The sequence below is a fragment of the Chryseobacterium sp. CH25 genome, from assembly GCF_004119455.1.
In the GTDB taxonomy this organism is placed as follows: domain Bacteria; phylum Bacteroidota; class Bacteroidia; order Flavobacteriales; family Weeksellaceae; genus Chryseobacterium.
In genome coordinates this window covers 1-23,086 of the sequence record NZ_NRQT01000004.1, presented here as the reverse complement: position 1 = coordinate 23,086, position 23,086 = coordinate 1, and the positions used below count along the sequence as shown (strand labels likewise).

The window sequence follows — 23,086 nt, the reverse complement described above, 5'->3', positions numbered from 1 at the left end:
TATATGTTAAATAATGAATTTCGAACAGAAATCTTTACATCTAAAGTCTAAAAATGGTTTTACTTATTTTGATGTATTTTTATCCTTTTACTTCGTTGTTTTTCCCTAAATCACTTTTGGAATCATAATTTTCTTTGGATCATTTTCATCATACATAATCTCTATAGTTCCTTTTCTCGGTACAGAGGAAAGATTCAAGAGACTTACAATTTTTTTATAGGTTGCAATATGTTCATTTCCTCTGAAGTCTTTAAAACTTACCTGAAACATAATCTGCGGCTGGTCATTAATGGTAACACCCGTTTCACTGACACTGAGAATATGAGCTTCCGCATTTCTTCCGGCAAAGAGAATACGTTCTTCATTTTTATTCTTAAAAAACTTCCCTATAATCAACTGAAAAACCAAAACATAAATCAGGATCATCACGCCACTGAAAATAATCGGATGCATAAAGGTGAGAAACTGCCAGCCAAAATCAGAGGATTCCCGGATATAGAAATAAGAATACAGACCGATGATATAAGCAATTAACAATACAATAAATACAATTCTTAATATCATTCCTGATGCATTGAACCCTACCTTTTGGTCGCTTAAAATAAAATAAGGTTCCTTTGAAACATTAGGATTCAGTAATACCTTCACATGGTTCCCCACATCAAACCTTTTTTCCTGGGGTTTGGAATCATGAAACATTGTCTCATGTTCAATCTGTGTATTGCTTAGATTAGGAAATGAAAGAACAATCTGAATGGCATTCATATTGGTTTTCGGAAAATATTTTAAAAGCTGATAACGCATCACTTTAGCCTCTCTGGGAATACCATTTCTCAGAATGGAATGAATGGTATTCCGTTGTTTAAAGGTTTTAATGAAAAGGATATTGATAAAGAAGGCGAGAATATATCCCCATATCAAAAAAGAAAGACCGAGAAACCCATAGCTTACCGCTAATGAATTTCTCGGCCCTGTTGTGACTTCCTCCGTCATCAAATAAATGAAAATCGGGAAAGGGACACAGAAAAAGAAGAGAAAAGCTCCCCAGAAAACGATCATGAACTTCATAATTGCTATTTTGTAATCAGCAATAAAGTTATGATATTATTATTTATTAAAGGTAGGAAGATGGAAGCAGGATGTTGGAAGTTACTTTCAGTTATAATGACTGACCGTCAACCACCTCATTAAAATTCTACCTAAAAGAATATAAAACAAACAAATAGCAGTTTTTATGGCCTTCATAACTTCCAGCATCCTGCTTCCCACATCCAGCTTTCAAAAGTTCTTCTCAATTATACTTCTTTATCAAAATAAAGTCTATAATATTTTCCTTTATCATCCTCTCCCATCTCAAGTTTCTGACGGTCTCCATGAATGTAAATATGGAAGTTTTTATCTAGTTTGATAATACTTTTAAAATGTCTTTGGGTCTTTTTTACTGCTGCTTCACTGATTGGGAATTCTTCAGCAATATTCACCTGCATATCCTGTTCGTAATCGGTTTTAAAGTTCACAAAACTTTCGATTACATGCTCATCGCCTAAAACCTCATTGGCAAATTCATCCAGTTTAAACTCTTCTTTTTCTTTGAAGAAGTTGATGGATTTGTTCAGAAAATCTGCCTGGTCAGCTTTTGAAACTTCAAATTCCTGTGGAAGCTGCTTCGTGATATAATCTTTGTAAACCATAAGAGCTTCCTGAGTGTGGAAATACTCATCATCACGCTGTTTTACCTTTAAGAAATCCTCGAACCAGTAGTACATATCACCATTTTTGTTGTTGTCAACCACAGAAAGTACATATCCTGTATCCTTATTATTGTTGTAGATTAATGCAGCTTTATCAATTTTAGATAAACCGATCCCCTGATCTTTTTCAATATCAAATGTTTCTTCTGCAGGATTAATTTTCAGGAATGATTCTCTTTTCTCAGTTTTAAAGATCCCGATCTTATCTACTTTATCCGGACGATCACTTTCGTCCTCAAAAAGTACAATAAACAATTCTCCACTCTGAACTCTAGGGTTTTCAGCCGCTTCAAAAAGGTGTTTTGCAATATTCTCAGATTCCCACATGAACTTGGACTTATCTTCAAAAATTTCAGATACAGCACTGTAAACCGGGTTATTCACCAGATACGTGTCACTGTAAAAATGAAAAGTTTCTTCTGACTTGAATGATCCTAAAAAGTAATCCTCAAGCATCTCTGCCATTCCTTCCTCCAGCTTCAATTCCTCCTGGGAAAGCGTTAGAGAATCTCCGTTAATCTTATTTCCGACTCTGTGTACTATGATTTTTGAAAACATCTTCTGAATATTTGGACTGCAAAGATATTCATTCTATCCTTTCTATGAAACTGAAAATTAGTATTGATTTTGTTTTGAATTACTTTGATTTTTTTGAATCACAAAAGGCTCAAAAGTTTTTATTTTTTAACACTTTAGTTCCTTTAGAAGATCAAAAATAATACTGCAAAAAAAAGTTCTCTAAAGAGGAAAATCTTAGATTTTCAAAACTTAAGTGTACTTCTTATACACAAATCTTTTCACTCAAAATAGCTTAAGTGTTATAATTCTTTTGTGGCTTTTGTGGTTGACAAAAAAAGCACAAGAATGGAACGGATTACAATGAAGAATCTCTTTATTATAATTTAATATTCTTCATTCGTCAGAATTACAGACTCTTTAGCATCTGTTAAAAAATAAACGCAAAGAAAAATAATTATATCGCTTTATATTAAGGGAGCAAAGAGTGGAATCAATAAATTGATTCTTACAAAGCGTATACATAGCCACAAAGCTTCATCAGTGACGAAGTCGCACCCTTAGCCTCCTAAAATAAAACATTCGAATTACTAATTCTTTGCGTTTGAAAAAACTTAGAAAGTCTGGTTTTCAAATCCTCAGATTAAAACAAAACTATTCTTAATACTCTTAAAACCTTATTACCTCTTAATGGTTCTATTTATCTTTTCCAATTTGATAAAATCCTTATCATTTTGAAATGCTTTTTCATCTTTCAAGCTTCAAACACAAATACACAAATCATTGCTTTTCAATTAATTAAATAAAATTCAATTTCAAAGGTATACCATTGGCATCATCAATTTCAAAACATAAGAAAATGGACTTGAAAACATTGAACCGAATAGACAAATTAAGAAGATTAAAAAGCAGAGGACCGGAAACACCTAAATGGCTGAAACCTTATCACCTTCTTTTCATCGCCTTTTTAATCATTTTCATGTTTGGAGCCTTCATCAAACTGCTGGAACAAAACCACATTTAACAAATATATACTATGAACTATTTACAGGCTGTACAGGAAATCAAAGAATTGTTTCCTGACTTTGAAACGGAAGTGAATGAAACCAAAAGTCCCAATTCATATAGTGTGATCCGGACTTTCACGGAACGTATTAAAAATATGATCCGCCAGAATGACAGTAATCTGCTATTCAAAAGTTTACAAAAGATAGACAAAATGTACATTCATGGTGACACGTTATTAAAAAATGCCATTGAGAACACTTTTATCTACTCTCTGGACAATTTTACCGCGTTTTGCAGCAAAGAATACAGACAAATGATCTTCAGTCATATTTCTTCTGACCTGAAAAACAGCTATTCGAGACAAATTTACAGTCATGGTATATGAAGTGTTTATTACATTTTTAAACGGTTTCATTACAAAGTGTTTAAATTAAACAAAATTGAAAATAACTCACAATCAATAGATTATGAAAAATAAAATCAGAAGAATTTCCGACTGGAAAACATTGAAAAATACGACTAACAGACACAATACAGAGATATTACTCACCCACATCGCTGTAATTGTAGGGGTATTTATTTTTGCAGCGTGTCTTTAAATTTTGGTATACATTTCGCTGCAATAATAAGTGTTTGAAAAATTCTTAATTATGATGAAAGTACAAATGCAAACTATTAATCAAAAAATAGCTGTTGAATACTTAAAATTTTTCTATCCGCGACTTTGCAATGAAATCATACAGCTGTCTGTACAGGACAACTTTGCAGGAATTATGCAGGCAACCGTCAATTATCTGAAAGGACTGTTGCAGGAATCGAAGATCAACATTATTGCCTATCACATCAAACTGATGGACGGACTTTACAGAAATGGAAATTCCTATGTAAGAACAATGATTGAAAACATCTTTGTAAGATCTTTTGAGAGCTTTAAAAAACATGCTAAGATTGCCCATTGGAAACTTCTTTATCAGTATATGCCGGTAAGTTTTCAGATTATTTATAATGAACAGCAGAAGCAGGACCAGATTTACTTTGGAAAATAAAATTCAATAGATAAAAAATCGCCTCAAATTCTTTTATTTGAGGCGATTTTTTTTGTTCATATATCAAAACTTTTTTACTTCTTAGTAAATACCTTTTCAATGCTTGAAATCTCTTCTTTACTCAATTTTGAACTTTTCCCGAGCTTGGCAATAAAAGTGGCTACTTCTTCAGGAGTTGAAGGGGATCCCAAATTTTCTCCTTTTGCATTAAATGAATCCGCCAATACCTCACCTTTTGGATTTAAGATCAGCCAAAATGGAAGTCCTGCATTTTCTCCTTTGTATTTATTCATCAATTCCTGTCCACCTGGATTTTCAAGAGACTTCTTCTCTCCTCTTTCCTGAACATCTACATAAGCGGTAACAAATCGATCTCCAAAAATGGATTGTGTTTCCGGAAGGTTCATATTCTTTTCCATGATTTTGCACCATTTACACCATGAAGCATGAAATACTAATAAAACGTTTTTCTTACTTGCCTTAGCCTCAATAGAAGCTTTATTTAAAACAACATCGGCCTTTTCCTGTGCTACTCCCAGCTGAAACAGCAATAAGGCAACAACTACAATAACTTTTGAATATTTCATTGAATTTTACTTTAAGCTGTACGAATGTAGGGATTTTTCTCTTTTTTATGTACTCTGAAATTCACAGTATAAAATTTATACTTTACTTTATCATTTTTTGTAATTTCGTTTCAATACAATATCACAATTTTCATTTTTAATCAATATAAAAAATGATTGAAGTAAAAAAATATTCCAACCAGCCAGGACACCCCGAACCAAGAAGAGTGATAAAATATACTTTATTCTGGTGCCATGCCGGGGCTGCTGAAATTCTGATTGACGAGAATATTTTCATCCTGAAAATCGGCCAAACCATTACCATTACTTCGGGACAGTTTCATCAGCTAATCTCGGTTGAAGGAGAACTTACTGCTCTTGAATTTACTTTGGATTTTTTCTGCAAAAGTGACAGTGATATTGAATTGATTTTCCACAACGGATTATTCTGTCACTTCGGAATGAATGAAATGATTACCGTTCAGCACCCTACATTTTTTACAGATACACTCAATCTTATTGAAAAGGAAATTCAGGAACAACCTTACCAATATCTGATTTCTACCCATTCTATGGTAGAATTATTATTGGTGGAAATTAACCGCAGTAAAATTGCCAATGGTGATGAAGTATGGAAGCCTGATGCTCTGTTTTTAAAATTTTTGGAAAGCGTCCGAAATCATTTTTCAGAGAATCACCCTGTATCCTATCATGCTGATGCTTTGGCAACCACTGAAGCTAAATTGAATGAAGTTTCTAAGCTTCACACCAATAAAACGGCTCAAAATGTCATCTACAGTCTTACCGTTTCCGAAGCGAAAAGATTATTGTTATATGAAAAACTAAGTGTTAAAGAAATTGCTTATCAGCTTGGTTTTAACGATCCTTTTTATTTCTCAAACTTCTTCAAAAAGCATACTTCTCTTTCTCCCAAAGACTATCAGAAATCTGTAAAGAGTTAATATAAATCAGGAAGTGGGAGGATTGAAGCGGGATGTTTCTTTCTGTTTTTTTGACGCAAAGTTTTCATTTAAAATACGCAATATTTTTAAGTGAGCTAAACAGGAATCGATTAGCAATCGATTCTGATGAAGCGAATGCTATCCAGCTGCTTCATCGAATCAACTCCGTTGATTCCCTCTTTGCCTCCTAAAAATAAAACATAAGTTTCTTAAGACTTTGCGTCTCAATTAAAAACAGATTCAATATACAAAACATTATGTTCCTCAACTTTTAAAACTAATCTGATATAATTTATTAATCCAAATTCTGAACTCCACCAAATATTATATGCTTTTCCCGGAATTGTCTATTCTTTAGACAGCCGCTTTCGCTGAACTTTGTACCTGTCATTAAGACCTAAAAATTACGCTTATGAAAACAAGACAGGACATCGCAGCTTTTTTATTAAGAATAGCATTGGCAGCCGGATTTTTATCAGCTGTTGCCAGCAGGCTGAATCTTTGGGGACCCCAATCTTCCGGGTGGAAAAATTTTGTTCAGTATACTGCTGAAGTCAATTCATTTTTACCTTCTTCCTGGATTCCTACACTTGCGGTATTATCTACTACTACAGAATTAACTATTGGTATTTTACTTTTGATTGGGTATCAGATCCGTAAAGCTGCGTTTTCAGCTTCTGTCCTGACTTTAATCTTTGCCATAGCCATTAGTATTTCTTTTGGCTGTAAGGAAGCTTTGGATTATTCTGTTTTCATATTCAGTGCGGGAGCATTTTTACTGAGCACCTTTCCCCGTTATCCATGGTCTTTAGAACAACTTTTACATTAATCATTTAAAATTTAATATTATGAGCACTAGCATCAACGATTACATCGTAAAAACAGAACAAAAAGAATGGCAACCTTTAATTGAGAAAGGCATCCACTACAAAGGTATTTTTGTAAAATCTTTAAAATTTGATCCGGAGCAAAATAGGTCTACCACCATCCTTTTAAAATTTGACCCGGGAGCTAGTTATCCTTACCACAACCATCCTGCAGGTGAGGAACTTTTCATTCTGGAAGGTGATGCTGCCATCGCAGGTGGCAATCTGGAAAAAGGAGATTATTTGTATACTCCACCTAACTTTAAACATTCTGTTACCTCAGAAAATGGATGTATTATTCTGTTTATGGTTCCGGAAGAAGTTGAAATCCTCTAACCTCGTAATCTATTTTACAATTAAACCTATGATGAACTCCTTTTTTCATCATAGGTTTAGGTGTTTCTTCACTCTAGAAAATTTACCATCAAAGCTATCCTTTAATACTTTTAAAGTATTATTAAATCTTAATGTTTATATTTTAACCACAAAAGTTTTTATTTTTTAAACACTTTTGTTCACTTTGGAAAATTTAAAAATAATGCTGTAGAAAAGAGCACTAAAGATGAAAATCTAAGGTTTTCAAAAAACTTAAGTGTACTTCTTATGCATAGAACTTTTTACTTCCAATAACTTAAGTGTTATCATCTTTTTAAATGTATCTTTGAACATCAAATTACATCATGAATAAAGATCTTAAATCTTTTAAAGAGCATTTGACATTGCTGATTCATTCTTCCCGGATTGAAAAGAGGTTTCAGAAACTGAAATCAGCTTATTCACAAAATGAAATTCTATAAACCTACTCTTTCACTGTAATCTCTGAAATTAATTATTTTTACACCCTTTTAAAATTATACCTGGAATGAAAAAGTTCGGAATATCCGTTATTATATGCCTGTCTTCATTATTAAGTGCCCAAACCAAGCAGCAGATTGATGCTTTCTATACTGCCATCCGTGAGAATAATTTCCCGCTGGTAAAGAAAATAGTAGATCATGGATTTCCTATTAAAACCACGCTTCCAGATCAAACAGCCCCCGTATTGGCTGCTATCTGGAAAAAGAATTTTCCTATGGTTGAATATATGGTTGAAAAAGGGGCCAACATTACTGCTAACAAAAAATTGGTAGATGGTGCTATTGAATATGGAAGTCCGGAAATCACTTTCTACCTCATCAAAAAAGGAGCTTATGCTAAAAATGCATTATACACCGCCATCTTCTATGAAAACTTCGGCATTGCCAAAGAACTCTATCTGAATCACCAACCTCAGATCATTAACTATGATGATCCGGGTAAACTTTTGTTGTTGGCTGTAAAAAGTAAGGATTTGGAATTCATCAAAAAACTTCCATTAAAAGGAAAAGATTCCCCAATGGATTACTATGATTATGATGGATATAATGCCTTATTGATTGCCGTAGAAAAAAATGAGACTGAAATTGCAAAATATCTACTGTCTCAGGGAGCTGATAAAAAATCTAGAATCTCTTTTGAGACAGATAATGGTACTGTTTCCGGAAAAACAGCTTTACAGATGGCTAAAGCTAACAAAAATACAGAGCTTATGAAGCTTTTGAAATAAAAACAATTACTCAATAATAAACTTCGTAAATACAGATAAATCCCTAATTTTCAACTCTAAAAAAATTTTTAAAGAATATTTTATTTTCAATATTCTTTATTTTATTGTATTTTGCTTCCCCTCAAAAAAATATTGGAATCAGGATCAAACTCCAGGCATTATTTCTACCCTATTCGGTTAAAATCTCATGCTTAGTCTGGTATTAAAACTAAAAACCAATACGATGAAAATAAATATTAAAAAGAAAACTATCATACTCTGGAGCATTGCCATCATTGCAGTGATTATCTTACCGGATTCTGAAATGTATTACCAGCGATATAAACTGAAATCTGAAAAACTTCCGGTACAATATACATCATACACTACACTGGACAGCCTGAAAGATAATGACTATGAAATCATTAAACTATCCCGTGGCATCCATGAACCTGTTATTCAGGAGAACGACAGCACGATTGTGATTATTACCAAAAGAGATCATGATTCTGGAAAAGAAGGCAGCAACAATACGTATACTTGGTATAAAATCAACCTAAAGGGCAAAATTACAGACAGCCTTCAATACCAATACAACACTGAAAATGGTATTCATAATTATCAGACGTTCAATGATTATATTGTAGATGTAGATCAAAATACCTACAGTAACTGGATGAAAGATGGTGATACCACTCATTATCCATATAAAAATCTAGATGATACTAAGATATTTTCGGTAGCAGAAACGGAAGATATCATAGCCAACAGAGATTATATGTATGATGATATTATTCACTCCGAATCCCCCGGAAATGAGTATAAATATAAACTGACTGTATTTAAAGACAATGTCTGGAATTATTTTTATGCTGAAAAAGACTGGCACGGCTATCCTAAAAACACACCGAACAAAAAGGCCGTTGACTTCAGCAATGCCGGATACGAAGTGGATAAATCTTCAGGGCTTATCCAAAGAGATCATGTTCAGAAAGAAGAATGGAATGCCCGTACTTTCTGGAGTTTAAAAAACCTAAGCTGGGGAACCGGAAATGGTTCCGGTCGCCATGGATGGACTGGCACTTCCTATTTTTCTATCAAAATGCCGAAAAAAACACTGCATTACAAACAGGATGTTTTCATAGAGCATCCGGACAATAATGTAAGAGATCCTTTTTCTTTTTTTGTATACCAGCCTAAAAACGGAGACTATATGTTGTTAGTGGATGAAGAACGCCAACTCTACTATCTTATAAGACCTAAAAAATATTAGAAGAATTTTTTAGGCCTTATTTTTAAAATTTTAAGGCACTGTTTCAACTCCTGAAAGCTTGAAATTTCCTTTTTCATCCTTTAACCAAAAAATAAATTGTGCTCCTTCATGCCCTTCGCCAACTTCATTTTTCCGGTAAGTAGTGTATAATACAATATAATCTCTGTCTTTGAAGCCTGGATCAGATCCGTCAAAGGAAAACTTTACTTCATTACGTCCCAATCTTTCCAATAATTCTTTGTTGAAAATAGTGCTGACATGTTTCCTGTAAAAAATATCTTTCCCCACAAAATAGCTTTTCTCTGGTGCTTCATCAAAACACAGAGAACAGTATACTTTTGAAGTTGTTAACTGATTCAGGGCAGCATAATCTTTCTTATTCACCAGTTGGATTACTTTTTGGGTAAACTGTTCTGCCTTAGACTGTAATTCTTTGTTTTCTTTTTTCTGTCCGTAGCTTGTCAGACAAAAGCCTATGAATAATAATGATAGGTATTTTGTTAGTTTCATTTTAATATTTGTTTGGATTGTTGTTTTATATTCTAAGGTCAATGACCATCTGTCCTTTAACAGGGAAACCACCACCAGATGGAATGGATCAGGTTATTTTTGAAGTATATATTGATATGCCCATCGGAAATGCCCTCTTTATCTTCTCTTAATCTAATGACCGGAAGCACTCCTTCACCCGGACGCTCCAATTTTTCTATATTTCGTACTGAGTTGGGAAATATCTTTCTGATATCATCAAGCGTAGTTTTAGCATCAATCTTTTTCCCTTTATACAAGATATAATTTCCATTCAGAAACATAAATTCATTTACTCCTACTTTATCTCTGCTGTTTTCAAAGCAAGAACCGTTTTTATACAGGTATTTATCTTCCATTGTACCTTCTTCAAAAATATAGGCACAGGGTTCCTCATCAGCCATCAGCCTGATACTGTCCGGTTTTCCAAAAACCTTTTCAAAATCTTTAAGATCAAAAATTCTTTCTGTTTTGCCATTGAAACGGATATCTTCTGCCAGCATGACATCGTCCTGCCCATCTTTTAGTTTCTCAGAAATTGGCTTTGTATTGTTTGCTGTTGAATCTGTATTTCTGTTATCTCCCTTTATTTCGGTTTGGGAAGATACAATCAGCTTTTCATCCTTTTTCTTATTGCAGGCTTGCAGTAATACGATAACGAATACAATAAAAAAATACCTCATACATTAATTTTGCTTACATGGTGTACCATTTTCAGGTTTAAGAGCGAATATTTATGTTTGCTCTAAGCGAAAAATAGTTTTTGTTAGCACGAATGTACAAAAAACGGTTTATTAGAATACTATTATAGTTGATTTTCATTTCTTTAACTCTATGATTTAGTTTTATTTTGTATTTTTAGTATTCAATTAAAAACCAAACCATTATAACTCATCATTGAACATGCTGAATATTTATCATTCTTTACTGATTGGAGCATCAAGGGAAAAAGTATACCACGCCATCAGCAGCCAGTCCGGATTATCTGCATGGTGGACTCCACATACCAAAACCAGCAATGAAGCAGGCAGTATTGCCCGGTTCTCTTTTGGCCCTGATTATTTTAAGGAAATGAAACTGATAAAATTGGTTCCCTTTGAAGAAGTTCAATGGCATTGTGTTGCAGGTGCCCATGAGTGGATTGGAACTGATATATCCTTCCAGCTTTTATCCGGAGACAAAGAAACATTACGCAGAATGCATCCGGAAATGGAAGGCCAGATTGAGCAGTTGGTATATGACAGCGGTACTTTATTGATTTTTCAGCATAAAGGCTGGGATACCTATTCTTCTATGTTTGCAGAATGTAATTATACCTGGGGACAGTTTCTGAGAAGTTTAAAATTGCTTTGTGAAACGGGAAAAGGCAAGCCATGGCCTCATCAGCACCGTTTATGAGAAGGTGAGAAATTGGAAATTACTCTTAGTCATATCATTAATGAATGTCATAAAATCTGATAGTTATTTTTTAGGAGCATAATAATTCCTAAACTTAGATTAAATTATGGAACAGTGTCAATTCCTGTTATTTTAAATTTACCTTCTATCTTTCTCAAAGTAATCATTCCCTGAGAGCCTTCCCAATGTTCCGAAGGTGGAACCAGAGTGTATAAAAAGGAAATTCCGTATCGTTTTATTTCTTCATTAAAATAAGGATGGAAAAGCTTTACATTAAACTTCTGATGTTTTTTAACATCGGTTTTTAAAGCCTTTTCAAAAAAGATTTTATAATGTTTTTGATGATATAATGCCCGGGTTACCTTCACTGTGAAAAGGTTATTGTTTTTAGATTTAATATAATCAAGACATGGGCTGCAATAGAAGGGAAATTCACAGAGTGTTTCTAATTTTTTCTTGTCATTTTTATTAACAGCATCGGTAAAATCTTTCCAGAATTTTTGCAAAAGAATCTTATCCTGAGCTGAGATTTCATTATCAGAGTTATTTGTCTGTCCATAGATAGACACTGAAAATAAAAGAACACATAATAGGATCAAAATACTTCTCATAACAATGTATTCTTCTATTTCAGATTATTGTTTTCCTTATAAAACTGATCATCGGTTTCTTTGATAAAATCAAGATAACTGAAATTAGCCGCCTTATCTTTACGATACTGCAGATAATCATTATAATATTGAAATACTCCTCCTAATCTTGAAGTTAACAAAGGCGTTTCTTTAGCACTGATAGCTTCCAAATAGCCAACTTTCTTCCCTTTTTCATTCAACATTGACAACACCAGATACGTGATATTATTTTGTTTACCTGTGAAAACTCTGGCCCTGTCTACAGTATCTTTTCCGTTATCAAAAACCAGTTTAAACTTCTCTTTTTTAGTTAACAGATAGTTCAATACTGCTTGAAAGTTCTCCGGATTTTCAAGATTAAGTTTAAATCCCTCGCAGTTACTTCCCTCATTTTTCCGTAAAAAGAAAGCATACCCGGAGTATAGTATTCGGATTCTGGAGCATCTTCAATCTTCATACCTCCAAAATTAACAGGAAGCTTACCATCATTAACAACATCCGCTTTATATATAGAATACTGAACTGCCTCTGTTCCTACTCCGATTCCATACGATTTCAAACCTAATGTTTTTAATTCTGTCTGTTTAACGGGAAGCTGCATTTTCTCTAAATCAAAACCCTGGCTCTGACATGATTGGAATAAAAATGAAAAGTTTAGTATTAAAAAGAGAAATTTCAGTTTATACATTGTATTAAAATTTTGTACTGGCAATGAAACGACAAGATACAAAATTTAGAATCTTAATCCGGTTTTTGAAATGCAGCCTGAAAACTGAAAGCATATTCTGATGGTCCGTTTTTCTGAAGATATTCTAACCTTTCCAATGCTTCTTCTACAGTTGGATATTGACCGTCTTTAATCCACCACAGCACATAAGATGCTTTTCCATATTTTTGAAACCATTCTTTTCTTCTTCGTAAAAAATCTACATGGAAGGTCTTGTATGTAAAGTATTCCAATGATTCTTTGTCTTTCCATACCGAAAGATTGATGATCACCTGTTCATCATTAAACGGATTAAAACCCGTAGCATTATTATTTTCATCCTTTAATCTCCAGACAAATCCATTACTTTCTTCTGCCAGTTGATTCACTGAATCGAAATGCTCTACAAATTCTTTCATTACCGGATCTTCAATATTTACGCCAATCATTCTGGCTACATTGATCTGTGCTAACTGATACATTTTATTATTTACTGTTTTATGTTTATTATTGTGTAAAAATAGATTCTGCAGCATTAGCATGAAATAACTATCAATTTAGATACTATAAAAAAGATGGAAAAAGTGTGTGAAACTTCCTATATTAATATTGGCGAAAAATCCTATCCCTGCGCCGTAAGCTTTGTAATGGATCTTATTGGCGGAAGATGGAAAGGAGTAATTTTATGTCATTTAAAAAATGGAGAAAAACGGTTTGGAGAACTCAAAAAAGAGCTATCCTTCATCACAGAAACTACCCTAAGCCTTCAGTTGAGACAATTGGAAAGAGACGGACTGATTACCAGAACAGTTTTCGGGACAAAACCACCTGTGAAAGTAGTATACAGTTTATCAGAATTGGGTACTTCATTTATTCCACTGCTGGATAATATCAATGATTGGGGTAAAAATATTCTGAAACAGAAAATAACATCTTAAAAACCTGAATTGCCTTTCAAGTTTTTAAGATATAAGCTTATTTAATACACTTTGCTTCCTTTAATAGTTAAAGCATGCTTAGTTTTTATTGAAGGGCAACATCTTCCGTCCTCTTCGGTATATTCCAGTTTTTCTACGATGATTTTTCCATTTTTAATGGTATCGAAAGCAAAAAGGTAGTCCGGTTCATATCCTGCAATCACTTTAACAGTATGTCCATCATTCTTATATAGGGATAATCCCTGCCCAATCAATGCATTTCCGCCTTCTGGTGCAATATTCCAGTAAATGGCGATATCTTCTATCCCATCACCGGTAAAATCTCCAACATTAGGAACCTGAAGATCAATCACTCCATCATCATAAGTTTTAAGAATGTTAGGTAAATAATCATCAAATTGTTTCATGGCCAGTTTTACAGCTTCTTCTCTGGAAATCCTGTCTTTGGAAGCTTCCGGTTCTTTTGTACCTGATTTTTTTTCTTTGGATAAAGACTGTTTGTCTTTCAGTTCATCTTTTTGTGGTCCTTTACGATCAGAATTATTGCAACCTGTCAAAACTGCGAGCAGCCCTATTATACCGATGATCTTTTTCATATATTCTCTATTTCTGATGCTTAAAATTGAAGGGATAAATATACAGTAATATGATACAATTACGACTATTGGATCTTTATTTTACCGTGTATGTAAAATCTGCATGAGCCACTGCTTGCTATCATGCTGACAAAAATATTAATCATTAAAATTAAAAGCTACACTCCAAACTGTCTCAGATGATGATCCATGTGTTTATAAGCTGCTATACCCCATTCGTTGGTAGAAATATTTCCAAAAGCAGGATGAGATAATGTTAAAGGCTGGGTATTAAGTGGAAATTGGCGAATTAAACTAACAAATTCATTTTTATATTGATCAAAATCTAGATCGTTGGCTTTTCCTTTGGTATTATGTTCCGATTCACCTTGAATATTCTTTTTAAAATCTGGAGCAACATAAAGAGCGAGGATTCTCAATAAATACTGTTTTATTTTAGTCTTTTTATTTCCCCTTCCTTCTTCTAAAATTTGTCGGTTACAGGAATTACAGTGAAGAAGCATTTCACCAGCTGTCATGGTTCCCCATTGAGGTTGATGAGTTGCTGATAAATGCTGAACTCTTTCAATAATGAAATTGGCAGTTTCCTTGTTTAAAAGGCTTTTTTTCATGGTAGTGATGATTATATACTATTAAAAATATCCCTTCTGCGTCCATTATTCTTTTCTCTTTTTAAACCATGTAATATTAATACAAATAATTGTAAAACAGAACATCTGACAAAAAGCAAATCCGGCAATAAACAAAATTTACCGCCGGATTATTTTATAAACTAAATGTTAGCTACATTAATTAAACTTTACAATACTCTAATTTCTTTATTTTGACTTACCAATTAAAAGTTTTGAATTTGTAGACTTATTGATGAATATCAAATAATCAAAAGAATCAGCAACATTGGTTTTTATAAATTCATTTCCATCCGTGCCTGATCCTGTTTTACGAAATAGAATATCTTTCAATATCCAGTTGCCAAGTTTGTTGCCGTCCTTTTTGATTGCTTTTAAATCTAAAATAAAAATTGGAATATTAAGCGAGTTAAGCTTGTATTCTAATGTTCCAGGGCCGGCTTTTTCTGAATTATAGGAGCCAAGCTTCCCATCAATACTTGCAGAATAAGTACCTTCATAAAAGGCAAATCCAAAATTCACAAAATCTTTATTATACATTTCATTGACCCAATACCCCATTCTATCTGAATTTAATTTGGCAATGTGATAATTATGAGCCGAGACGATTACCTTAGAGTTCAAATGGTTTTCTTTTAACCATTTAACATTCTCCGCCATGAATTGGTCTCTCCTGATAAAACTGAGTTGGCTATATTGTCTGACAATATCTATATTTTGTAAGAAGCGTAATTTTTCTTCCGGATTTTTTATTGAGTCAGATTTCTGTTTTATTACAAACAGATACTCAGATATGATTTTTTGACCTTTTTTAGAGTAAGTTCTGAAGCCTCTGTTGTTTTCTTTTAAAGCTGTTTCAAGATCATTAATCTCTTGTTCGGGCAAGTGGTTTTCCTGATACTTTTTTCTAATTTGATCTATTGCCCCTGTTGCATATTGCATATCAAAACCATCAAAAAAAACTTTTGAATGATGATCTTCATTGTATTTTTTAACCATTCAACAAAAGCTAAAGTTTCTTCGGTTTGCCACAGCCAGAAATACATTCCCTTTAGAATATCCTTAGGAGCTCCTTTTCCTTCCTGAGTATATTGATTCATTAAAAAACTTTCCGGCATATTGGCTTCCAGCGAAAAGACATTGAAATTTTTATGAGCGATCAAATATTCACTTATTCTATATTTCATTTGATATACTTCACTCGAACCGTGAGTAGCTTCCCCTAATCCTACTATTGTAGAATTTCCAATGAGTTTGTCTAAGATAAGTAAATCACTATTATCTTTTTCTTCCGGGTTTAATGTTTTTATTGGATATATAAATTTCGAAATATATTCTCTCTCTTCAGGATTTAAATCATTTTTTGATTGTGCATTGACCGTTATAAAAAATACAATCAAAATAAAAGATAATTTCAACTTCATCTGCTGCTTATAGTTATATTAAACAATTATACAAAAATATCGCTTAAAACTATTAATGTAAAAACGTTATAATACACTATGTTGTAGATCGTTTTTCTTTTTCAATTCTCACATCAATATTAATTGCCGGACTTCCTGCAATTATTTTTTCCCAATTGCTGTAAAAGGTTCTTTCAAAAACGGTTCTTAATAATGCCGCGCTAAAACCAAAATCACCTTTAAATCCACTCATAACCTGTACAGAGACGTAAAAATCTTCTTTATCAATCCAAACAGAATAATCATTTAAATCAAAAGTAAATGTCCCGTCTATGATTTTATCTGCAGTGAGTTCTGTAGTAAGGTTTTCCAAAAGAATAGACTCTCCCGGTTGTTTATTTTTATTAGAATAAATATTGAAATTGAGAACGATAGGTTTATCTGTTTTAAACTTGGCAATGTTAAGATGTATTTTCTCAATTTTCAACCTTTTTTTGTTTGAAAATGGAATAGCAAATTCCCTATAAGCCGTTTGGCTGGAACCATTCGAGCTAAATCCATAAAGCATATTCTTTGCTTTTGATCTGACCCCAATATTTTTATTTTCAAAAGTTTTTGGAGTTAGTTTTAATTCAGGGATCTCATTAACTTTTTCTTTAAGAATAATATTATGATTGTTTGAACTGATAAAGTCTTTGAGATTCTGCACAAAAGAATGATACCCACCTAATTGAACAATTATTTTTTTAGACTGATCGATATTGGATAAGTCAATGTTATAATTTCCATTTTCATCTGTAAGTGCTCCGATACTTTCATTTTCAATTCCAATTCTTGCGTAAGAAATTACCTGATTGTTTTCATTTGAGATAATTTTCCCAGAAATGATTTGAGCATTTGTAAAACTGAATAATAATAAAGAAAAAAAGATAAATTTTATTTTCATACGTATATTTTTTATTTAAAAAACCGCTCAAATATACTGTTTATTATCAACCAACAGATCTTAGTTATTTGAAAGGTGAAAGAAATATCTTTTTACAAATAAAATTGATAAGCTTATCTGTAAACAAATAGCAAAATAAAATCAGGATACATCAGAAGGTAAAAAGTAAAAACCGCCTTAGATTACTATCCAAGGCGGTTTTATATATTTTATTAATGATTATTAATCAATAATTATTTTACTTCTTCGAAGTCTGCATCCTGTACATCTTCAGCACCAGCGTTTCCACCAGCGTTCTGAGCACCTGCATCAGCACCCGGCTGTTGACCAGCTGCATATAATTCTTCAGAAGCTGCCATCCATGCTGCATCTAACGCTTCAGTTTTAGCTTTTACGTCATCAACATTTTTAGCTTCAAAAGCAGTTTTCAATTCTCCGTGAGCTGCTTCAATAGCTGCTTTTTTGTCAGCAGAAAGCTTTTCACCAAACTCTTTCAATTGCTTTTCAGTTTGGAAGATCAATCCGTCAGCTTTGTTGAAGATTTCAACTTCTTCTTTTCTCTTAGCATCCGCTGCAGAGTTTTCCTGAGCTTCTTTCTTCATTCTTTCGATTTCTTCGTCAGAAAGACCTGAAGAAGCCTGGATTTTGATAGACTGCTCTTTACCAGTTCCTTTATCTTTAGCAGATACACTTAAGATACCGTTAGCATCAATATCGAAAGTTACTTCAATTTGAGGAACTCCTCTTGGTGCTGGTGGAATATCTGTAAGATCGAATCTACCGATTTCTTTGTTATCGTTGAACATAGATCTTTCTCCTTGTCCTACTCTGATGCTTACAGCCGGCTGATTGTCAGAAGCTGTAGAGAATACTTCAGATTTCTTAGTTGGGATCGTAGTGTTCGCTTCAATTAATTTAGTGAATACAGAACCCATAGTTTCAATACCTAAAGAAAGTGGTGTAACGTCTAGAAGTAATACGTCTTTTACGTCTCCTGTTAATACACCTCCCTGAATAGCTGCACCAATCGCTACAACCTCATCCGGGTTAACTCCTTTAGACGGCTTTTTACCGAAGAATTTTTCTACTTCTTCCTGGATGATTGGGATTCTTGTAGAACCTCCTACCAAGATTACCTCATCGATATCAGAAGTTGATAAACCTGCATCTTTTAATGCTTTAGCAACTGGTTCCATAGATCTTCTTACTAGATCTGCAGATAATTGCTCGAATTTAGCTTTAGTTAAAGTCTTCACTAAGTGTTTAGGACCTGTAGCTGTAGCTGTAATATATGGTAAGTTGATCTCAGTCTGTGGAGAAGAAGATAACTCGATTTTTGCTTTTTCAGCAGCTTCTTTTAATCTTTGAAGTGCAATAGCATCAGATTTTAAATCTACACCTTCTTCAGCTTTGAACTCATCTGCCATCCAGTTGATGATCACATCATCAAAGTCATCACCTCCTAAGTGCGTATCACCGTTTGTAGATAATACTTCAAATACACCATCACCTAAATCAAGGATAGAGATATCGAAAGTACCACCACCAAGGTCATATACTGCGATTTTCTGATCTTTATGGTTTTTATCAAGACCATAAGCTAACGCTGCAGCTGTAGGCTCATTGATAATTCTTTCTACTTTAAGACCTGCGATTTCCCCAGCTTCTTTAGTAGCTTGTCTTTGAGCATCATTGAAGTATGCAGGAACAGTGATTACCGCTCTTGTTACTTCCTGACCAAGGTAATCTTCAGCAGTTTTCTTCATTTTCTGAAGGGTCATTGCAGAAATTTCCTGTGGAGTATATTCTCTATCGTCAATTTTTACTTTTACTGTATCGTTTGGTCCAGCAACAACTTTATAAGGTACTCTTGAGATTTCTTTAGCATCTTCTTTAAAGTGCGTTCCGATAAATCTTTTGATAGAGTAAACAGTTTTAGTTGGGTTTGTTACAGCCTGTCTTTTTGCAGGATCACCTACTTTTCTTTCTCCGTCTTCTGTAAATGCTACGATAGATGGAGTCGTTCTTTTCCCTTCTGCGTTAGGAATAACAACAGGGTCTTTACCCTCCATAACAGCAACACAAGAGTTGGTTGTTCCTAAGTCAATTCCAATTATTTTACTCATAATATTTTTATTTTTTCTAATTTCTATATTTAATTTACACTCACTATTTCACAACATCTGTACCATATCCTGTTTTGTGACAAAATGACACAATCAAGACAGAAACCCTGAAATAATAAGGTTTTTTGTTACCTTAATACTGAAATTTTTTCATGTAATCTTGATTTTACTGTTATTATCAGTCACAATCATCCATATCATTTAATACATAGTATAGAACAAAATATAGTAACCCGACAGAAATCCTATATTACAATATGGCAAGAGTACAATCTAATAGAACGATAGGAATAAAAATGTTAAAATTAATCAAAGTTTAACCTAAGAAATAGAGACAGAAACTGGACGAATCATTACTTTTGATAAAATATATACATTCAGAATGTCATTACACTTTAATCCACGAGATATTACATGGTTAGCCTTTAATGAAAGGGTTTTACAGGAAGCCATGGATGAAAAAGTTCCTTTACATTTAAGAATACGTTTCCTTGGAATTTTCTCCAACAATCTGGATGAGTTCTTCCGGGTACGTGTTGCCGGATTAAAGCGTGCCATGGATTTTAAGGAAAAGGTAATTGCCGAGTCCTTTTATCAGCCACCCTCCAAAATTCTTCAGCGTATCAATGAAATTGTGATGAGGCAACAGCTTAATTTCGATAAAACCTGGAAAAAAATCCAGACTGAAATGGCTGATCATAAAGTTTTCATCAAAAATTCTAAAAACCTGACAGCTCCACAAAAGGATTTTGTCAGAAAATACTTTGATGAAGTAGTGGAATCTAATGTAATTCCTATTCTTCTTCATGAAAATACTCCAATGCCTTACCTGAGAGATAAAAGTCTCTACCTTGGGGTTGCCATGAGAAAAAAAGACTGGCAGTATTCCAGTAATTATGCCATCATTGAAATCCCTTCCCGATTTGTAGGGCGATTTGTACTGCTTCCCACTGAGGATCTGGAAGAAAAAAATGTAATGCTTCTGGAAGATGTAATTACCTTCAACTTACCGCATATCTTCTCTTACTTCGGCTACGATGAATTTTCAGCCAATGCTTTTAAAGTAACAAAGGATGCTGAACTGGATCTGGATAATGACATCCGTACCAACTTTGCAGAAAAAATAGAAAAAGGACTTAAGAACCGTAGAAAAGGAAAACCTACCCGATTTGTTTTCGATAAAGATATGGACAAGGCTCTACTGGAACTCCTTATCAGAAAATTGAATTTAACCAAGAAAGACAGCATTATCCCAGGCGGAAAAATTCATAACTTCAAACATTTTATGGACTTTCCTGATGTTTTTGAAACCTATGAGAAACCAGTGGAAAGAACATCTTTCACTCACCAGGCTTTTGAACATGGAGAAAGAGTGACCGATGTCATTATGAAGGAAGATGTATTGCTTACTTTCCCTTATCATAAATATAATCCGGTGATTGATCTTCTGCGTGAGGCTGCTATGGATCCGGATGTAAAATCCATACAGATTACAGCATACAGACTGGCCAGTAACTCAAAGATCAGTAATGCATTAATTTATGCAGCCAGAAATGGTAAAGAAGTCACTGTAATGCTTGAGCTCCAGGCAAGATTTGATGAAGAATCCAATCTGGAATGGAAAGAGATGCTGGAACCGGAAGGAATAACTGTTCTTATAGGGCTTCCGGGCAAAAAAGTTCATGCCAAGCTTTGTGTTATCAAAAAGAGAGCTCACAACAAAACCATTCAGTATGGATTTGTAAGCACTGGAAATTTCAACGAAAAAACGGCAAGAATTTATGGAGATCATTTGCTTCTTACTTCTGACCGTGGCATTATGGCAGACATCAACAAAGTGTTCAATGTACTGAAAAAACCAAAAGATGATTACCTTCCGGTTTTGAAAACTTGTAAAAATTTACTAGTTTGCCCTCAATTTATGCGTGAAAAGATTGTTCACCATATTGATAAGGAGATTGAAGAAGCTAAAGCAGGAAGAAAAGCTGAGATTATTGTTAAAGCAAATTCCCTGAGTGACAGATTATTAATCATGAAATTATATGATGCTGCCACAGTAGGAGTAACCATAAGACTGATTGTAAGAGGAATCTATTGTGCCGTTAATCAAAAGGAATTCAAAGAGAAAATTAAGGCTATCAGTATTGTAGATGAATATCTGGAACATGCCAGAGTAATGTATTTTTACAATAAAGGGGCTGAAGATATGTATATTTCTTCTGCCGACTGGATGACCAGAAACCTTGATTACAGAATTGAAGCTGCAGCCAAAATAACCGACAAGAACCTTAAAAAAGAATTAAAAGACATTCTTGATATTCAGCTTAGAGACAATGTAAAGGCTAGAATTTTAGATAAGAAATTAAGCAACGAATACATCAGAAATGATAAAAAAGAATGCCGATCACAAATAGAAACCTATAAGTATTTAAAAGCTAAAACAAGCAAAAAATGAAGATCGCAGCAATAGATATAGGAAGTAATGCCGCAAGACTTCTCATTAATGAAGTAAAAATAAACAATAAAAGACCGGAATTCATCAAACTGAACCTTCTGAGAATCCCTCTTAGATTAGGTATGGATGTATTTACCATTGGAAAAATAGGCCCTGAAAGAGAAAAAATGGTTGTTGATTCCATGAAGATTTTCAGCGATCTGATGAAGATCTACAAAGTAGACCATTACAGAGCGTGTGCAACAAGTGCTATGCGTGATGCAGCCAATGGTGATGAAATCATCAGGCAGGTACAGGAAGCTTCCGGAATCAATATAGAGATCATTTCCGGAGATGAAGAAGCTACTTTAATTTATGAAAATCATGTTGCTGAAGGACTTGATAAAGAATTTGCCTATCTATACATTGACGTAGGTGGTGGCTCCACAGAGCTTACTTTCTATGAAATGGTAAGATGGTGTATGAAAGATCTTTCAACATCGGAACAATCCGACTTCTCAACAATCTCGTTACCATGGATAACTGGAAAGAAATGAAGGAGGAGATCAAAAAAAATATTGTCAGCAAAAAACCAATTGTGGCTATCGGGTCAGGAGGAAACATCAATAAGGTATTCTCCATGAGCAAAACCAAAGACGGAAAACCAATGTCTTTATCTCATCTGAAAAAGGCTCACAAAGAGTTCAATGAACTTTCTGTAGAAGAAAGAATGACAAAATACAGTCTTAGAGAAGACAGAGCTGATGTATTGGTTCACGCTTTAAGCATTTTCAACAATGTAATGGCCTGGGCAGATATTAATAAAATTTTTGTTCCTAAGATTTCCGTAGCAGACGGTTTGATCCAGAATATTTACAGCCAGTTACAGCATAAAAAATAATATCAAAATATAATGATATTCAAAACCGGACAAAATTGTCCGGTTTTTCTTTTCCTCATCCTCGCAACCAATAGCTATATTAATTACAAACCCATCCTATTCTTTTAGATTTTGGCTAAAGCCAATGGATTGGATTATTTATTTGACCTGCCAGGCTAAAGCCCGCCCCTATTGATGTTGATATTCAAATGTATAATAGTTGTTTAACGACAAGATCTTTTATCTTTTATCTTTTATCTTTTATCTTTTATCTTTTATCTTTTATCTTTTATCTTTTATCTTTTATCTTTTATCTTT

The 23,086-nt window shown here is 33.7% G+C and carries 25 protein-coding genes and 2 pseudogenes; 13 read left to right on the top strand and 14 right to left on the bottom strand.

Annotated features, from left to right (window positions below):
- Positions 1–105 precede the first annotated feature (105 nt).
- Together BOQ64_RS10845 and BOQ64_RS10840 are read right to left on the bottom strand one after the other, a co-directional pair.
- Positions 106–1,068: a hypothetical protein gene (locus BOQ64_RS10845; protein ID WP_129055165.1), complete on the bottom strand. Its 963-nt coding sequence runs from the start codon at positions 1,066–1,068 to the stop codon at positions 106–108.
- A gap of 227 nt (positions 1,069–1,295) precedes the next feature.
- Complete coding sequence (locus BOQ64_RS10840; protein WP_129055163.1) at positions 1,296–2,309, bottom strand: nucleoid-associated protein; 1,014 nt, start codon at positions 2,307–2,309, stop codon at positions 1,296–1,298.
- A gap of 817 nt (positions 2,310–3,126) precedes the next feature.
- Between BOQ64_RS10840 and BOQ64_RS23080 the strand changes: the two genes are divergently transcribed.
- The 4 genes from BOQ64_RS23080 to BOQ64_RS10830 all read left to right on the top strand — a co-directional run bounded on the left by BOQ64_RS23080 (position 3,127) and on the right by BOQ64_RS10830 (position 4,321).
- The gene (locus tag BOQ64_RS23080; protein ID WP_164975791.1) at positions 3,127–3,291 is read left to right on the top strand and encodes a hypothetical protein; all 165 of its coding nucleotides are present in this window, start codon (positions 3,127–3,129) and stop codon (positions 3,289–3,291) included.
- Between the two features lie 12 nt (positions 3,292–3,303).
- A complete protein-coding gene (locus BOQ64_RS10835; protein ID WP_129055161.1) occupies positions 3,304–3,660 on the top strand; it encodes a hypothetical protein in 357 nt (118 codons plus the stop codon).
- Between the two features lie 82 nt (positions 3,661–3,742).
- A complete protein-coding gene (locus BOQ64_RS24520; protein ID WP_262483758.1) occupies positions 3,743–3,874 on the top strand; it encodes a hypothetical protein in 132 nt (43 codons plus the stop codon).
- A 51-nt stretch (positions 3,875–3,925) separates the two neighbouring features.
- Positions 3,926–4,321: a hypothetical protein gene (locus BOQ64_RS10830; protein WP_129055159.1), complete on the top strand. Its 396-nt coding sequence runs from the start codon at positions 3,926–3,928 to the stop codon at positions 4,319–4,321.
- A 74-nt stretch (positions 4,322–4,395) separates the two neighbouring features.
- Here the strand turns inward: BOQ64_RS10830 and BOQ64_RS10825 are convergent, their stop codons facing one another.
- A complete protein-coding gene (locus BOQ64_RS10825; protein WP_129055157.1) occupies positions 4,396–4,908 on the bottom strand; it encodes a thioredoxin family protein in 513 nt (170 codons plus the stop codon).
- Between the two features lie 152 nt (positions 4,909–5,060).
- On the opposite strand from BOQ64_RS10825, the gene BOQ64_RS10820 reads away from it, so the two are divergent.
- The 5 genes from BOQ64_RS10820 (at position 5,061) to BOQ64_RS10800 (ending at position 9,552) form a co-directional block, all read left to right on the top strand.
- Positions 5,061–5,849 carry a helix-turn-helix domain-containing protein gene (locus tag BOQ64_RS10820; protein WP_129055155.1) on the top strand — a complete coding sequence of 263 codons (789 nt, stop codon included), beginning with the start codon at positions 5,061–5,063 and terminating at the stop codon, positions 5,847–5,849.
- A gap of 412 nt (positions 5,850–6,261) precedes the next feature.
- A complete protein-coding gene (locus BOQ64_RS10815; protein WP_129055153.1) occupies positions 6,262–6,678 on the top strand; it encodes a DoxX family membrane protein in 417 nt (138 codons plus the stop codon).
- A 19-nt stretch (positions 6,679–6,697) separates the two neighbouring features.
- Entirely contained in the window at positions 6,698–7,051 is a 354-nt protein-coding gene (locus BOQ64_RS10810; protein ID WP_129055151.1) for a cupin domain-containing protein, read from the top strand.
- A gap of 526 nt (positions 7,052–7,577) precedes the next feature.
- Entirely contained in the window at positions 7,578–8,300 is a 723-nt protein-coding gene (locus tag BOQ64_RS10805) for an ankyrin repeat domain-containing protein (RefSeq protein ID WP_129055149.1), read from the top strand.
- Between the two features lie 223 nt (positions 8,301–8,523).
- Entirely contained in the window at positions 8,524–9,552 is a 1,029-nt protein-coding gene (locus tag BOQ64_RS10800; protein ID WP_129055147.1) for a hypothetical protein, read from the top strand.
- A gap of 30 nt (positions 9,553–9,582) precedes the next feature.
- On the opposite strand, the gene BOQ64_RS10795 is transcribed toward BOQ64_RS10800, so the two are convergent.
- Positions 9,583–10,062, bottom strand: a complete 480-nt coding sequence (locus BOQ64_RS10795) for a hypothetical protein (protein ID WP_129055145.1) — start codon at positions 10,060–10,062, stop codon at positions 9,583–9,585.
- Positions 10,063–10,118: 56 nt separating this feature from the next.
- On the bottom strand, positions 10,119–10,763 hold the full coding sequence (locus BOQ64_RS10790; RefSeq protein WP_129055143.1) for a hypothetical protein: 645 nt from the start codon (positions 10,761–10,763) through the stop codon (positions 10,119–10,121).
- Between the two features lie 220 nt (positions 10,764–10,983).
- On the opposite strand from BOQ64_RS10790, the gene BOQ64_RS10785 reads away from it, so the two are divergent.
- Complete coding sequence (locus BOQ64_RS10785; protein WP_228448316.1) at positions 10,984–11,478, top strand: SRPBCC family protein; 495 nt, start codon at positions 10,984–10,986, stop codon at positions 11,476–11,478.
- A gap of 104 nt (positions 11,479–11,582) precedes the next feature.
- Here the strand turns inward: BOQ64_RS10785 and BOQ64_RS10780 are convergent, their stop codons facing one another.
- The 4 genes from BOQ64_RS10780 to BOQ64_RS10765 are packed head-to-tail and all read right to left on the bottom strand — an operon-like array spanning position 11,583 to position 13,298.
- On the bottom strand, positions 11,583–12,089 hold the full coding sequence (locus BOQ64_RS10780; protein ID WP_129055139.1) for a hypothetical protein: 507 nt from the start codon (positions 12,087–12,089) through the stop codon (positions 11,583–11,585).
- Between the two features lie 14 nt (positions 12,090–12,103).
- Positions 12,104–12,436, bottom strand: a complete 333-nt coding sequence (locus tag BOQ64_RS10775; RefSeq protein ID WP_129055137.1) for a hypothetical protein — start codon at positions 12,434–12,436, stop codon at positions 12,104–12,106.
- Complete coding sequence (locus BOQ64_RS10770) at positions 12,433–12,798, bottom strand: hypothetical protein (RefSeq protein WP_164975790.1); 366 nt, start codon at positions 12,796–12,798, stop codon at positions 12,433–12,435. Before BOQ64_RS10770 ends, BOQ64_RS10775 begins: the two co-directional genes overlap by 4 nt.
- A 53-nt stretch (positions 12,799–12,851) precedes the next feature.
- Positions 12,852–13,298, bottom strand: a complete 447-nt coding sequence (locus BOQ64_RS10765; RefSeq protein ID WP_129055133.1) for a DUF3291 domain-containing protein — start codon at positions 13,296–13,298, stop codon at positions 12,852–12,854.
- 93 nt (positions 13,299–13,391) lie between these two features.
- Here BOQ64_RS10765 and BOQ64_RS10760 point away from each other — a divergent pair, with 93 nt between their 5' ends.
- Positions 13,392–13,754 (top strand): winged helix-turn-helix transcriptional regulator, encoded by a 363-nt coding sequence (locus BOQ64_RS10760; protein ID WP_129055131.1) that lies wholly within the window; start codon positions 13,392–13,394, stop codon positions 13,752–13,754.
- Between the two features lie 41 nt (positions 13,755–13,795).
- On the opposite strand, the gene BOQ64_RS10755 is transcribed toward BOQ64_RS10760, so the two are convergent.
- From BOQ64_RS10755 to dnaK, 5 genes and pseudogenes are all read right to left on the bottom strand, one after another.
- Positions 13,796–14,350, bottom strand: coding sequence for a membrane lipoprotein lipid attachment site-containing protein (locus BOQ64_RS10755; RefSeq protein ID WP_129055130.1), 555 nt, complete (start codon positions 14,348–14,350; stop codon positions 13,796–13,798).
- Positions 14,351–14,508: 158 nt separating this feature from the next.
- Complete coding sequence (locus tag BOQ64_RS10750; RefSeq protein ID WP_129055128.1) at positions 14,509–14,961, bottom strand: DUF1569 domain-containing protein; 453 nt, start codon at positions 14,959–14,961, stop codon at positions 14,509–14,511.
- A gap of 207 nt (positions 14,962–15,168) precedes the next feature.
- A pseudogene (locus BOQ64_RS10745) lies at positions 15,169–16,079 on the bottom strand (erythromycin esterase family protein).
- A 400-nt stretch (positions 16,080–16,479) separates the two neighbouring features.
- A complete protein-coding gene (locus BOQ64_RS10735; protein WP_129055122.1) occupies positions 16,480–17,328 on the bottom strand; it encodes a carboxypeptidase-like regulatory domain-containing protein in 849 nt (282 codons plus the stop codon).
- Between the two features lie 233 nt (positions 17,329–17,561).
- Positions 17,562–19,454 (bottom strand): molecular chaperone DnaK, encoded by a 1,893-nt coding sequence (dnaK, locus tag BOQ64_RS10730; RefSeq protein WP_129055120.1) that lies wholly within the window; start codon positions 19,452–19,454, stop codon positions 17,562–17,564.
- A gap of 382 nt (positions 19,455–19,836) precedes the next feature.
- Between dnaK and ppk1 the strand changes: the two genes are divergently transcribed.
- Together ppk1 and BOQ64_RS10720 are read left to right on the top strand one after the other, a co-directional pair.
- Positions 19,837–21,909: a polyphosphate kinase 1 gene (ppk1, locus tag BOQ64_RS10725; RefSeq protein ID WP_129055118.1), complete on the top strand. Its 2,073-nt coding sequence runs from the start codon at positions 19,837–19,839 to the stop codon at positions 21,907–21,909.
- Positions 21,906–22,789, top strand: a pseudogene (locus BOQ64_RS10720) (exopolyphosphatase). Before ppk1 ends, BOQ64_RS10720 begins: the two are co-directional and overlap by 4 nt.
- Positions 22,790–23,086 lie beyond the last annotated feature (297 nt).